14 protein-coding genes are annotated in these 13,694 nt (G+C 49.3%); 5 read left to right on the top strand and 9 right to left on the bottom strand.

Translation table 11 applies throughout. The features are described from left to right. Window positions 1–6: 6 nt before the first annotated feature. Window positions 7–954: an AEC family transporter gene (locus C504_RS0113615; protein WP_026317506.1), complete on the top strand. Its 948-nt coding sequence runs from the start codon at window positions 7–9 to the stop codon at window positions 952–954. Here C504_RS0113615 and C504_RS0113610 read toward each other — a convergent pair. Both C504_RS0113610 and leuC read right to left on the bottom strand, forming a co-directional pair. Continuing rightward, window positions 951–2,144, bottom strand: a complete 1,194-nt coding sequence (locus C504_RS0113610; protein ID WP_156815953.1) for a GGDEF domain-containing protein — start codon at window positions 2,142–2,144, stop codon at window positions 951–953. The genes C504_RS0113615 and C504_RS0113610 overlap by 4 nt on opposite strands. Before the next feature lie 193 nt (window positions 2,145–2,337). Beyond that, window positions 2,338–3,744, bottom strand: coding sequence for a 3-isopropylmalate dehydratase large subunit (leuC, locus tag C504_RS0113605; RefSeq protein WP_018689912.1), 1,407 nt, complete (start codon window positions 3,742–3,744; stop codon window positions 2,338–2,340). A gap of 145 nt (window positions 3,745–3,889) precedes the next feature. Between leuC and C504_RS0113600 the strand changes: the two genes are divergently transcribed. Beyond that, a complete protein-coding gene (locus C504_RS0113600) occupies window positions 3,890–4,783 on the top strand; it encodes a DMT family transporter (protein ID WP_018689911.1) in 894 nt (297 codons plus the stop codon). A 3-nt stretch (window positions 4,784–4,786) separates the two neighbouring features. Here the strand turns inward: C504_RS0113600 and C504_RS0113595 are convergent, their stop codons facing one another. The 5 genes from C504_RS0113595 to rimM form a co-directional block, all read right to left on the bottom strand. After that, window positions 4,787–5,611 carry an amino acid ABC transporter permease gene (locus tag C504_RS0113595; protein ID WP_026317505.1) on the bottom strand — a complete coding sequence of 275 codons (825 nt, stop codon included), beginning with the start codon at window positions 5,609–5,611 and terminating at the stop codon, window positions 4,787–4,789. A gap of 21 nt (window positions 5,612–5,632) precedes the next feature. Continuing rightward, window positions 5,633–6,409, bottom strand: coding sequence for a transporter substrate-binding domain-containing protein (locus C504_RS0113590; protein ID WP_425393383.1), 777 nt, complete (start codon window positions 6,407–6,409; stop codon window positions 5,633–5,635). Between the two features lie 181 nt (window positions 6,410–6,590). Next, the gene (gene rplS, locus C504_RS0113585; RefSeq protein WP_018689908.1) at window positions 6,591–7,118 is read right to left on the bottom strand and encodes a 50S ribosomal protein L19; all 528 of its coding nucleotides are present in this window, start codon (window positions 7,116–7,118) and stop codon (window positions 6,591–6,593) included. A gap of 206 nt (window positions 7,119–7,324) precedes the next feature. Continuing rightward, window positions 7,325–8,020 carry a tRNA (guanosine(37)-N1)-methyltransferase TrmD gene (gene trmD, locus C504_RS0113580; protein ID WP_018689907.1) on the bottom strand — a complete coding sequence of 232 codons (696 nt, stop codon included), beginning with the start codon at window positions 8,018–8,020 and terminating at the stop codon, window positions 7,325–7,327. After that, on the bottom strand, window positions 8,017–8,628 hold the full coding sequence (rimM, locus tag C504_RS0113575; protein WP_026317504.1) for a ribosome maturation factor RimM: 612 nt from the start codon (window positions 8,626–8,628) through the stop codon (window positions 8,017–8,019). Before rimM ends, trmD begins: the two co-directional genes overlap by 4 nt. A gap of 81 nt (window positions 8,629–8,709) precedes the next feature. Here rimM and C504_RS0113570 point away from each other — a divergent pair, with 81 nt between their 5' ends. The 3 genes from C504_RS0113570 to C504_RS17930 all read left to right on the top strand — a co-directional run bounded on the left by C504_RS0113570 (window position 8,710) and on the right by C504_RS17930 (window position 11,123). Beyond that, complete coding sequence (locus C504_RS0113570) at window positions 8,710–9,663, top strand: tyrosine recombinase XerC (protein WP_018689905.1); 954 nt, start codon at window positions 8,710–8,712, stop codon at window positions 9,661–9,663. A 74-nt stretch (window positions 9,664–9,737) separates the two neighbouring features. Then, window positions 9,738–10,832, top strand: coding sequence for a TraB/GumN family protein (locus C504_RS0113565; RefSeq protein WP_018689904.1), 1,095 nt, complete (start codon window positions 9,738–9,740; stop codon window positions 10,830–10,832). 75 nt (window positions 10,833–10,907) lie between these two features. After that, window positions 10,908–11,123, top strand: coding sequence for a hypothetical protein (locus C504_RS17930; protein ID WP_018689903.1), 216 nt, complete (start codon window positions 10,908–10,910; stop codon window positions 11,121–11,123). Window positions 11,124–11,362: 239 nt separating this feature from the next. On the opposite strand, the gene C504_RS0113555 is transcribed toward C504_RS17930, so the two are convergent. Together C504_RS0113555 and C504_RS0113550 are read right to left on the bottom strand one after the other, a co-directional pair. Beyond that, window positions 11,363–12,997, bottom strand: a complete 1,635-nt coding sequence (locus C504_RS0113555) for a BCCT family transporter (protein ID WP_018689902.1) — start codon at window positions 12,995–12,997, stop codon at window positions 11,363–11,365. 214 nt (window positions 12,998–13,211) lie between these two features. Continuing rightward, window positions 13,212–13,694, bottom strand: a complete 483-nt coding sequence (locus C504_RS0113550; RefSeq protein ID WP_018689901.1) for a DUF2867 domain-containing protein — start codon at window positions 13,692–13,694, stop codon at window positions 13,212–13,214.

Below are 13,694 nucleotides of genomic sequence, written 5' to 3'. Positions count from 1 at the left end.
ATGCAATTGCTCTCTATTTTTTTGGCCGTTCTGCCGGTCTTTATTCTGATCGCTATCGGCTATGGTGCAGTGCGCACAGCCTATGTTCCCAATACGGTTGGTGATGCCCTTAACAGTTTTGCCGTTAAGGTCGCCGTGCCGGTGCTTTTATTTCGCGCCATGCTCAACCTTGATTTTGCGGCCGCCTTCTCTGCGCCTGCACTCATTGGGTTTTATACCGGTGCCGTTTCCTGCTTTGTCCTTGGCATTATTCTGGCCCGAAAAATCTTCAAGCGCAGGCCCGGTGAAGCCGTGTCCGTTGGCTTTGCCGCAACATTTTCCAATTCGGTACTTTTAGGCATTGCCATTATTGAGCGAACATTTGGCAGCGAAGCATTAACGCCTGCCTTTGGTATCATCGCCTTCCACGCGCCAAGCCTATATATTCTTGGCATGGTCACAATGGAGCTGATGCGGCGTGATGGAAAATCCTTGGCCACCACATTAAAAACCGCTGGAAAATCCATCCTCGCCAACTCTCTGATGATCGGCATTTTGATCGGCGTCGCCATGAATTTTTCAGGCATTCAACTGCCTGAACCCGTCATTTCTGCTGTTGATATGCTGGCAACCGCTGCCATACCTGTGGCGCTGGTTGGCATTGGCGCTGCGATGACAAAATATAAGATCAGCGCTGGCCTGTCTGAAAGCATGCTGGTTGCCTGTCTGTCTTTGATCGTGCATCCCGCCATTGCCTTTGGGCTTACCCATTATATCTTTGGGCTAGAGCCACAAACGGTACGCGCAGTTGTCACACTCGCGGCCATGCCGCCTGGCATGAACATTTACATTTTTGCAGTGATGTATGACCGCGCTGTCAGTTTAGCTGCATCAGCATTTTTGATCTGCACCGCACTTTCCGTACTCACGGCAACGGTGTGGCTCTATGCCTTAAGCGTTATAATTCCAGTTTAAGAGGCGCGGCGCTCCGCACCTCTGGTCTGGAATTGAACAATTTTCGTGCGCGCAACAACGACGCGGTTACGCCCGCCAGATTTGGCGCGGTAAAGCGCTGTATCAGCTTTGCGTGTAGCTTCGGCAAAGCTTGCATCAACGTCCCATAAAGCGACACCAATGCTGACCGTGACAACCTTATTATCAATCGCTGGATGTGTAAGATTGGAGAATGCACTACACGCATACTCCGCCACCAATTTTGCAGTATTCTCGTCTACATTATATAGAACCACATTAAACTCTTCACCGCCCACGCGAGAGACAATCGATTGCTCGACCTTCAGCTCTTTAAGCAGATTTGCACAGGCAACCAGCACCTCATCGCCGGCACTATGTCCAAAAGTGTCATTAACCTCTTTAAAGTGATCAATATCTAACACCAGCACGCCGTGACTTTTAACACCATTGGCAAGCGCATTTTCAAATTCTGGTAATTTTGCTTCAACACCGCGACGGTTCAGCAATCCAGTAAGAATATCGGTCTCGCTATTACGGCGAAGTTTCAACACGATTTCCATGCCAAACATAGCAAACAAAGCCAAAGCCATTAGCAGCGCTGAAACAGATGTTAGAAGTTGGAATGTTACTGCCGAAAGCGATCCAGAATAGGTTTCTTCTGAAAGCGTGCTTCCTTCGATCATCAGAACAATTATTGTTCGCAATTGAAATTGCACAACTGTGAATGCGACCACCCAATAGATTAAGCGGTCTATCGGACGCCTTTTCATGCCGCGTAGAGCAATGACCGGATATCCAAGCAGCAAAGAACCAAAGAAATTCAAGACAAGTGCCCGCACGGCCATGTCATCATCAATGAGCATGAAATAATAGGACGTGCAAAGCGCAACCAACCCGATAATGCTCAATACAGCCCAAGGTTTTTTTCGGCGGTAATGCGCCATGAGAGCGACAGAAAACAGGCCTGCTGACAACATATAGGCCAAGTTCGAGACCATATTATCGATGATGCCCGGTATTAAACTCCGGCAAATATCCAGCACAAAAGCGATAGCGCCAAATAAGTATGAAATTGCAAAATAGCGGGCTGAATCCTGATCACTTGTATAGCGATATATCAGTCCAAATCCCATTGCGAACACAAGGAAAATCAATGGCGTGATCAATTGAAAGTATAATTGGCTGCTCACTATAATCCCCGTGGTTCTGGGCGAACTATAAGGCAAAGTATTATCAATTGTTTTAAAATGCCGTGTTTTATCAACAGCATCCAATCAACATGGTTTATGATTTATGAAAAAAGTTCCGTAACGTCAATAAAAGCAGCAAAAAGCCCGCTTCACACAGGGCAAAACGGGCTTCAAAGTCGGAATTTAAAAACGCTTAAAGTGTGCGGATATCCACAAAATGACCCGCGATTGCAGCGGCAGCAGCCATTGCAGGCGAAACAAGATGCGTGCGACCTTTAAAGCCCTGACGGCCTTCAAAGTTACGGTTGGATGTTGATGCACAACGCTCTTCAGGTTTCAGGCGGTCGTCGTTCATTGCAAGGCACATTGAACAGCCCGGCTCACGCCAATCAAATCCAGCGTCGATAAAAATCTTATCCAGACCTTCAGCTTCCGCCATTTCTTTAACAAGACCAGAACCTGGAACGATCATCGCATCAACAGTTGATGCAACTTTCTTGCCTTCAACAACTTTGGCAACAGCGCGCAAATCTTCAATACGCCCATTAGTACATGAGCCGATGAACACGCGGTCCAATGTAATGTCAGTAATTTTAGTGCCAGGCTTAAGGCCCATATACTCCAATGCGCGCCATTTAGAAGTACGCGCATTTGCATCCTTGATGTCATCAGGATTTGGCACAACACCGTCAACGGAAATTACGTCTTCTGGCGAAGAGCCCCATGAAACGATTGGCGGCAAGTCAGCAGCATTAAGCACAACAACTTTGTCGTAATGTGCGCCTTCGTCCGTTTGCAATGTTTTCCAATAATCCAGCGCCATATCGAGCGCTGCACCTTTAGGCGCGCGTGGCTTACCCGTAATATAATCAAATGTTTTCTGATCTGGCGCGATAAGGCCGGCACGTGCACCGCCTTCAATCGTCATATTACAGATCGTCATACGGCCTTCCATTGAAAGCGCTTCAATGGCTTCACCTGCAAACTCAATCACATGGCCATTGCCGCCAGCTGTACCAATTTCGCCAATAACAGCCAGAATGATGTCTTTGGCTGTCACACCTTCCGGTGCCACACCATCAACACGCACAAGCATGTTTTTAGCTTTTTTCTGGATCAGCGTTTGCGTCGCCAAAACATGCTCAACTTCAGATGTACCAATACCATGCGCCAAAGCGCCAAATGCGCCATGCGTTGATGTGTGGCTATCACCGCAAACAATTGTCATGCCCGGCAATGTGAAACCTTGCTCAGGTCCAACAATGTGAACAATGCCTTGGCGCTTGTCGTTCTCTGAATAATATTCAACGCCAAAATCAGCAGCGTTTTTGGCCAATGCCTCAACCTGAATACGGCTTTCCTCGTTTTTAATACCAAGGTGACGATCCGGTGATGTTGGAACATTGTGGTCCACGACAGCCAATGTCTTTTCTGGCGCACGCACGGTGCGATTAGACAGACGTAGACCTTCAAAAGCCTGCGGGCTCGTCACTTCGTGAACAAGGTGGCGATCAATATAAAGAAGGCAAGTGCCATCATCTGCCTGATGGACAAGATGGTCATCCCAAATTTTATCGTAAAGCGTGCGCGGTCCGGTCATAGCGTTTCGTCCTGAATATACAGTGAAATTATTAGCGCTGATATGCACCCTACTTTAGGGTCGGGTCAAGGCCACCAATACAGCTTGACGCGCGTGTAATAATTGGCGCATGGCTAATTTTTAAGCACGGGTGAGGCTGCCATTTATGTTTATCTTTGAAGCAGCTGCTATGCTCGCCGCCCTAACTTGGGCCTTTACCAGCATTCTGTCCGCCGATCCGGCCAAGCATCTAGGCGCAATTGCCTTTAACCGCTGGCGCATGACAATCGTTTTTGTCGCGCTTATCGCTTGGGCAACGCTGTTCGGCACTTGGTCGAGCATAACAGGCGATGCGTTTTGGGCTTTATTCTGGTCCGGCTTTATCGGTATTTTTCTTGGCGATACCGCTTTGTTCCTAACCATGAACCGCTTGGGTCCGCGCAGAACAGCCATTTTGTTTTCCATGAATGCGCCGATTTCAGTTCTGCTTGGCTATCTGTTTTTGGGCGAAGCACTGGCACTGCAAACATTTCTAGGTGTGTCCATCACAATTATCGGCGTCATTCTCGCCATTATTTTCGGAAAGCGCAAAACACAGCTCCACAAATGGGAGAGCATCACCGGCACGCTTTGGGTCGGTATTTTGTTCGGCACATTAGCAGCCCTTGCACAGGCCATTGGTGCGCTAATTGCAAGACCGATTATGGAGACAGGCGTTGACCCTGTTGCAGCATCGGCCTTGCGCGTTGGCACTGCCGCATTTGGACTTTGGGCCTTGATGCTTCTGCCTCATAAAAACTTCAAGCAGGCCAATCCGGGCAGCGTTTCCATTTGGACGCAGGTAGCTTTATCCGGCCTTCTCGGCATGGGCCTTGGCATGACCCTGCTGCTCTTTGCGCTATCGGGCGGAAAGGTCGGCGTCATCACAACCTTGTCGGCAACAACGCCAGCACTGCTATTGCCAATTTTGTGGTGGCGTACCAAAGAAGCCCCCGCAATCGGCGCATGGATTGGTGCTATTCTTGTTATTTTGGGGAGCGCGCTGATTTTCAACGCTTAAATATCAGCGCTCCTGCGCTTTGCGCAATTTCTTTTCAATTTGGCGCAGGCCAAGCGACAACCCAATCGTCAGCACCAGATAAATATAAGCCACGATAGAATAGGTTTCAAAAAACCTGAATGAGCCGGACGCATAGATTTTGCCCATCTGGGTAAGGTCTGCAACGCCAAGCACAGACACCAGCGACGAATCTTTCACCATCGCGACAAAGTCATTGCCAAGCGGTGGTAATATGGTGCGAATTGCCTGCGGGAAAACAACCAAACGAAAACGCTGCCAAGGCGACAAGCCCAGCGCTTCGGCCGCTTCAACTTGGCCTTCATCAACCGACAAAATACCGGCCCTGAATACTTCTGCAATAAAGGCTGAATAGCCAATCATCAGCGCTAAAACCGCGCGCCACATCAACGAAATATCACGGGTGCGAAATTCGCCCATCACGCCCGCCTCTTGCAGTGGTCGCGTTATCGTATCGATGAGCCAAGCCAATGCAGGCGCGCCAACAAATGCAATATAGAAAAGCAACACAAGCATCGGAATGCCGCGTATGACCTCGACATAAAACCGTGCGATTTGTCGAAGCACGAGCGATTTCGACAGGCCCATCAGCGCGAAAATCAAGCCAAGCATCGTCGCCAGAAAGAACCCAACAAGCGTTACAAAGACCGTAATATAAACGCCTTTGGAAACAGCGTTCGCAATTTGCGAATAAAGCTGGTTTGTTGCGATAACATAAGCCAGCGCAACCGCTATAGCGCCAAGCGCGACAAGCCAATAAGGAAAGTCGCCGGACTTTTTGTCGGGCGACTTGTGTTTTTCAGGGTTCAACAAGAGTGGATATACCCGAGCCTATTCGCCAAGCTTATAATCAAGGAACCATTTTTTGTTGATCGCATCAATCGTGCCATCAGCTTTCATCGATGCGATAGCCGCATTGATCGGCGCAACATTTTCGGAACCTTTTGGAAAAATGAAACCAAAATTATCTGTGCCAAGCGCTTCATCATAAAGCTTTAGCGCACCGTCAGATGCATCAACATAGCCTTTACCGGCAACACCGTCTGTCAAAACCATATCCACATCGCCAGCGCGCAATGCCTGAACCGTTGCACCAAATGTTTCCATCAACTTGATGCGCGGATTGGCTTCATCACCGTCAAGCACATCGTAAACCGCTGTGTAAAATGGTGTTGTGCCCGGCTGCGCGCCAACCAAACCATCTTCAAACGCTGCAAAGCTTTTAGAATCGGTGAAACGATCCTCATCGCCGCGCACCAGCATGAACATTTCAGACACCAGATAAGAGTCTGAGAAATCCACTTTTTCCTTGCGGTCTTCTTTAATGGAAATACCCGTCATGCCCATATCATATTGGCCATCGGAGACCGCTTGGATCATCGCATCCCATGACGTGTTTTGATATTCGATTTTGGCATTGAGCCGCTTGCCGATTTCAGCAACAGCATCATATTCCCAGCCGATTTGCTCGCCTGTTTTCGGATCAATGAACTGAAGTGGCGGATATGCATTTTCAGTTACAACAGTAATTGTCTTGCCGCCCAGATCGGGCAGATCCTGCGCGGATGCAGAAAAACTTGCGCTCATGCCAACAGCCATAGCTGCCATAGATAAGAATACGCGTTTGGTAATCATCGGAAAGTCCCCATCTGTCACAAAGAGAATGGCTGTATTTAGCTTGTACGCAAAATGGACTGCGATACTAATCCGCGCAAGGCCTCCCAATGCGATTCAACAAAAAAGGCGCACCTTTCAGCGCGCCTTCTTCAAAAATCAGTATTTAAAAGACTTATGCGTCTTTGTTTTCTTCTGCTGCGCTTGCCGCTGCTGCTTCAGCTGCTTCTGCCGCTGCTTTTTCAGCCGCTAGTGCTTCTGCTGCTGCAACTTTTTCAGCTTCTTGCGCTGCTTTTTGATCGAGCATTGCCTGACGCTCAAGGTCGTTCAAACGCTTGGCACGAACACCAGTGTTTTCAACAATACGGGCTTTCTTACCGCGTAGGTTACGCATGTAGTAAAGTTTCGCACGACGTACTTTACCGCGGCGAACGATTTCAACAGCCTCAACCAATGGTGAGTAGATTGGGAACACACGTTCCACGCCTTCACCGTAAGAAATTTTACGCACTGTAAAGTTTTCAGAAAGGCCTGCACCTGAACGGGCAATACATACGCCTTCATAAGCCTGCAAACGTGTACGCTTGCCTTCTGTAACGCGAACCTGAACGCGTACAGTATCACCTGGAGAAAATTCTGGGAATGTGCGTTTTTCGTCGATTTTCGCGCGCTGCTCTTGCTCGAGCTGCTGAATAATATTCATCTGTCTTTTCCTGTTCTTTTGAACTGCCAGAGCGCTCGACGAACGGCCCACAATAATTTTATCGTGTAACCTGACCCAGAAGGTCGGAGCGGTAGTCATGCTCGTAATTGCTAATTGACGTCATTTTCGGATCTTTGTCCGAGTTGAGCGCGCACATACATCAGATAATAGGCTTTGTCACCTATTTGGGCGCATTTTTATTGCGCCTATTTCTTCTGTGCAGCTTCCCAAAGGTCTGGTCGGCGTTCTTTGGTCAGCTTTTCAGCCTGCTTCCGCCGCCATTCTTCCACTTTGCCGTGATTGCCAGAGGACAAAACGTCGGGAATGCTCAAGCCCTCCCACTCAGCCGGACGGGTGTAATGTGGATGCTCTAGCAAGCCAGTCTCAAAGCTCTCTGTCTCGCCCGATATGTCATTGCCCATCACACCGGGCAACAATCGCACAACGCTATCAAGCAGCACCTGTGCTGCAACCTCGCCGCCCGACAAAATATAATCGCCGATGGAAACCTCTTCCAGATCACGCGCATCAATCACCCGTTGATCAAGCCCTTCAAAACGCCCGCAGACAATCACCACGCCCGGCCCGTCTTTCAAATCGCGTACACGCGCCTGCGTGAGCGGTTTGCCGCGCGGGCTCATCATCAGCCGTGGGCGCGGATCATCCGGCAATGACACGCTATCAATCGCGCGGCCCACAACATCGGCGCGCAGCACCATGCCTGCCCCACCGCCAGATGGCGTGTCGTCCACATTCTTGTGCTTACCTTCAGCAAAATCTCTAATTTGCGTAACGTCCAGTTCCCAAATTCGATTATCGAGCGCACGTCCGGCCAAAGACTGCCCAAGCGTGCCTGGAAACATTTCGGGATAAAGCGTGAGAACCGATGCGCGAAAACTCATTCCTCAGAGCCCTCAACATCAAGCCCCTCATTATCAGGGTCGCCTTCGCGTTCTTTTGAACCTTCCGGCGGCACGATAATTTCAGATGGTGGCACCAGCGTTATCGCCCAGCGCTCCATATCAATGGTCGGCACAACCGCTTTGGTGAATGGATAAAGATCGGTCTTGTTCGAAAGGCCGCCATTTTCATTCAGCATCGCGATTTCAACCATATCGCCAGCACCAAAATTCGGCACAGCCATAACCGCACCAATATGGGTGCCAGCTGCATCAAGAACATCCATGCCGATTAAATCTTCAACATAGAACTCATCATCATCCAGCATGTCATCGGGCAATTGTTCGCGGTCGACATAAAGCTCGGTGCCGTTTAACGCCTCGGCAGCGTTACGGTCTTTGACCTGTTTAAATGTCACAACGACAACATTTTTCGCGCTGCGAATATCGGCAACATCAAAAGCGCGGCCATCTTCGGCATATAAAGTGCCGTAATCGCCCAACGCTTCGGGGTCGCCCGTATAGCTTTTCACACGGCACTGCCCTTTGATGCCATGGGCTGCACCAATGACACCAAGAAGAACCGGATTTTCAAGATCGTTTTTACTCATAATGCTCGGATAATGGTTTTTGGCGGCCAAGCCAATATAAATCGCAACGATGCGGTAACCTTGCCGCATTACAATGGCCCCATGAACAACAACCCGAACAGCCCATTGCTTCTGCCCGCATCGCCAAAGCTCTTGGCGCATCGTTCTGCGTGGCTAAAAAAGCTTGGCCAAGAAAGGCGTTTGTCAGAGCACACGCTTGATGCCTATGAGCGCGATACACGCCAGTTCTTATTCTTCATTTCGGAATATTTCGGTGACACGGCCGATCTAAAATCTGTAGCCAATTTAAAGCCGATGGATTTGCGCGCATTTTTAACCCGAAGACGCCAAAATGGCGCGGGTGCACGCACATTGGGGCGCGGCCTTGCGGGTGTGCGTTCTTTTCTGCGCTATTTAGAAAATGCTGGCCTTGCCAATGCGACAGCCGCAAGCGCCATGCGTGCGCCGCGCCAACCAAAATCACTACCCAAACCATTAACCGCGACGGACGCTTTGCGCGTTGTCTCGGACAGCGATCAGCTAATTGAAGAACCTTGGGTGCGGGCGCGCAATATCGCTATTTTAACATTGCTCTATGGCTGCGGCCTTCGCCTTGGCGAAGCGCTTTCACTGGATGGCATGGCACTGCGCGATGAAAACGCAAAATCTATTGCCATTACCGGCAAAGGCAACAAGACCAGAACCGTGCCGCTTTTGCCGGTCGTTTTCAAAGCCGTGAACGCATATCGCAAGCTTTGTCCTTATGATCTGCATCAGGGCGCACCCATGTTTCGCGGTGTGCGCGGCGGTGCGTTGCAACCCGCTGTTCTTCAACGCGATATGCGGCGTTTGCGCGGTGCGCTTGGCCTGCCAGATAGCGCTACACCCCATGCGCTCAGGCATTCATTCGCCACGCATTTGCTGGCCTCTGGCGGTGATTTGCGTACAATTCAAGAGCTTCTTGGCCATGCCAGCCTTTCCACTACGCAGGTCTATACGGGCGTTGATACCAAGCATTTGCTCGATGCGTATCGCTCCGCCCATCCGCGCGGTTAAAAAATGGATAAATAGGCTAAAACGCACCTTTTGTTTTAACCAAATAATCGTCTTTTCATGACTATTCTATCGCCATGAAAACACATCACACCCGCACCGCCGCGATCGTTGATCGCATTTCAGATGCCTCGCTTGTTATTATTGGCGCGATTCATGCCACTGTGCTTGCCGTAACAATGCTACTGGCTTTTACCGCAACACAGGCAAAAGCCGAGGCACCAGCAAAAACATGCGGAGGTAATAACCTCATGCAAAAATTTGCTGCCGATAATCCGGAACGCTTTGCGGCGATTGAAAGCGAAGCGGCCAAAGTACCCTTTGGTGAAGGTCTTTTATTCAAGCTTGAAAAAGCCGGAAGCGCGCCATCTTACCTGTTTGGCACGATGCACATGACAGACCCGCGCGTTATCTCATTACCAAAAGCTGCCCAAGCAGCGCTTGATGGCGCTGATATTGTTGCCATTGAAAGCACTGAGATACTTGATCCTGCCGCCGCGCAGGTCGCATTAATGGCAAAACCAGAGCTGACAATGTTCGTTGATGACAAGCGCCTATCCGACTTCCTGAACGAAGAAGAAAAAGACGTTCTAGCCAAAAACCTTGCTGAACGCGGTATGCAGCTTGCGCTTATCGACCGAATGAAGCCTTGGCTTTTGACCGGCATGTTTGCGCTGCCTGAATGCGAGTTTGAACGCAAACAAGCAGGCGAGCCTTTTCTTGATTTAGCCTTGGCACAGAGCGCCGAAAAGGACGGCAAAGAACTTGTCGGCCTTGAAACACTGATTGAGCAATTTGATGCAATGGCATCCCTGCCGATGAAGTTTCACGTTAAAGGCTTGATCGACACATTGGCACTTGGTGACACCGTAAAAGATGTGACCGAGACAATGATCATTCTTTATACCGAAGGCAAAACTGGCACTGTCTGGCCAATGCTACGTGCTGTATCAGATATGGCTGGTCAAACGGATGCAGCCTCCAGCGAAGGCTATGCGCAGTTTGAAGAAACGATGGTCAATACACGCAACAAAACAATGTTAAAGCGCTCAACGCCTCTTTTAGAGCGCGGCAATGCCTTCATCGCTGTAGGCGCGCTGCACCTGCCAGGTGAAAACGGTTTGGCTCAGCTTTACAAAGATGCAGGTTACACCGTCACTGCCGTTCAGTAGATTCTTCTCTCGCCAAAAGTGAGATTGGAACCTTTTTATCCCCTTTCTGTTTAAGGGGTATAAAAGGAGAATATCATGGTTGACGAAAAACGGGATACAACAGTCGTAAAGTCTGGTGGTAGCGGCGGATGGATCGTTGCTGTGCTTATCTTGCTCGCAGTGATTGCAGGCGGAGCTTATTTATATTCAGGCGGCGCAATGGACGGCTCTAAAGATGTCAATATCAGCGTTGATGTACCTGATGTGGTTGAAGAAGCCGTACCCGATGCACCTGCACCGGACGCGAATTAAACATAACAATTTCACACAAATAATTAAGGCCCGTATCTGCAACGATACGGGCCTTAATTTTATCACGAAATAACGTCAGCTTATTTAGGGAACGAACCAAGCCGAACTGCGTTTACAAGTAACAAGACGCCATAAAAGAACGCTTTGACCTCCAGTTAAAAGCAATAAGGCTTCCTCCCAAATTTAAGCCAAACGGCGTCAAACCCGGTGATTTTCCCCGATCACCGGGTTTTTTGTGTTTAGCTTTTTCCTTCGCGCAGGCTTTGCATCAAGCCTATTAACAAGCTCACACACATCACCAGCAAGATAATTGCGAACGGAAATCCGGTCGAAACCGCCATCGCCTGCAAAGCATCCAATGCTTGATTACCGCCAACCAGCAACAATGTTGCAGCAACGATACCCTCAAACGTACACCAGAATACACGCTGAGCAGCGGGCGCATCGGTTTTACCACCAGCCGTGATCGTATCGATAACCAGCGATCCAGAGTCAGATGATGTCACAAAGAACACCAAGACGAGGATGATGCCGATAAACGACGTGATGCTTGCCAATGGCAATGGTTTCAGCATTTCGAACAATTTGAGTTCTAGTGCTGCATCTTTAACCGGTGCAGATGCATCAGCGATAACTTGGCTGATTGCCGTACCGCCAAAAGCGCCCATCCAAAGGATAGAAACTACAGTTGGGATAACGATGACGCAGAAGATAAATTCGCGGATCGTGCGGCCACGTGAAACGCGGGCAATAAACATACCAACGAACGGCGACCATGAAATCCACCATGCCCAATAAAACGCGGTCCAGCCTTGGCTGAAATTCGTGTCTTCGCGGCCAAATGGCATCGACAATGGAATGATTTCTTTAACGTAAGCAGCACCGCCATAAATGATCGTTTCAAAGATCGTTGCCGTTGGTCCAACAGCAATAATGAACAATAGCAACAATGCTGCCAGCCCGATATTGATCTCGGAAAGGACTTTAACGCCCCCATCCAATCCGCGCAAAACAGACACAAGTGCCAGTCCTGTGATGATTGCGATCAAAAGAACCTTCGCGCCATCGCCTGTGCTCCAGCCGAACAGATAATTAAATCCGGCAAGCGCTTGCTCAGTACCAAAGCCAAGCGACGTAGCAAGACCGAACAAAGTTGCAAAAACCGCCATAATATCGATGATGTGTCCAGGCCAACCCCAAACGCGTTCACCCAAGATCGGGTAGAAAGCCGAACGCAATGTAAGCGGCAAACCACGGTTATACGTAAAGAACGCAAGCGACAGCGCAACAACGGCATAAATCGCCCATGGATGCAGTGCCCAGTGGAAGATCGTCGCCGCCATGCCAAGGTCACGTGCAGCCACGATGTCACCCGCTGCAGCACCAAGAGGTGCCCAGTCGGTGCGTGCAGCACCCTCAACTGTCGTGCCGCCCATAGATGACGCAAAGTGCGACATTGGTTCTGACACACCAAAGAACATCAAGCCGATGCCCATACCGGCAGCAAACAACATCGCAAACCAGCCCATATAGCCGTAATCCGGTGTTGCATCATCGCCGCCAAGGCGAATTTTGCCCAAAGGCGTAATCATCAACGCGATACAGAAAAGTACGAAGACGTTACCAGCCAGCAAAAAGAACCAGTCAAATTTTGACGTCAGCGTATTGCGCAACCAACCAAAAAACTCCGCAGCGTTTTCCTTGAACATTAAAGTAACAAGAACAAATGCTACGACCGAAAGGCCAGATATAAGAAATACCGGATTGTGAATATCCAGTCCAAGTGGTGTGATATTGTTTTGTCCGATTTCGTAGTCTGTATCCACCGGATGTGGAACATCTTCTACGATTTCAGCAGCAGTAGGTTCTGCCATGATTAACCCTCCTCTGTTTAACGCGAATGGGTTCATCAAAGGATTTCGAAAAACCCACCATATACGAGGTTAGTGTATTGTGCAGGCAACCCCTAGCACCTGAATGCGAACAATGAGACCCTTTAAGCGACAATTCAGTGGAAAACCGCAAGAAACCATTGTTCTGACATAAAACTGTACAGCGAAATCTCTGGTTATGCGTGAAGCATTGTCTCTAATTCAGCTTTGTCTCATTCAGCTTTGCGAGCGCTGACGTGATGATTCTGCGGTGAAACGGCATTATAAGACGTAAATAATATCGGCCCAACGCATTATGGCGCTTGATAATTGTTTTAAGCAAAACCTGCTGGCCGCCCGCATGGTCTTCAATTTCAACGACAATTCTGAAATTCAAATGCGTCTCATCAATGCCCGCATAAAGCGCATCGCTCGCCTCATAGGTGATAGGAAATATGCCCACACGGTCTGAACCATTATGATGTATAGCGCCCTTCAAACCGAAGGGAGCCACCAAAATTTTTCGCAAAAACAAAGCCGGAGACATCCATTTTGGAAATGCTGCAATAATCGCATCACCAGCAGAACGCGCATTATCAAAAGGCTGGTCAACCACGACGCTAAAACCATCAGCCCAGTCCCCATCCGGTAACGCCGGATGAGGTAAATTGACGTTCACTTCATGAACGCGCGGGCTCAT

It is taken from the genome of Ahrensia kielensis DSM 5890 (assembly GCF_000374465.1).
Taxonomy (GTDB): Bacteria; Pseudomonadota; Alphaproteobacteria; order Rhizobiales; family Rhizobiaceae; genus Ahrensia; species Ahrensia kielensis.
Note: the sequence above shows the minus strand (reverse complement) of the source record. Positions and strands in the feature narration are given on the sequence as shown.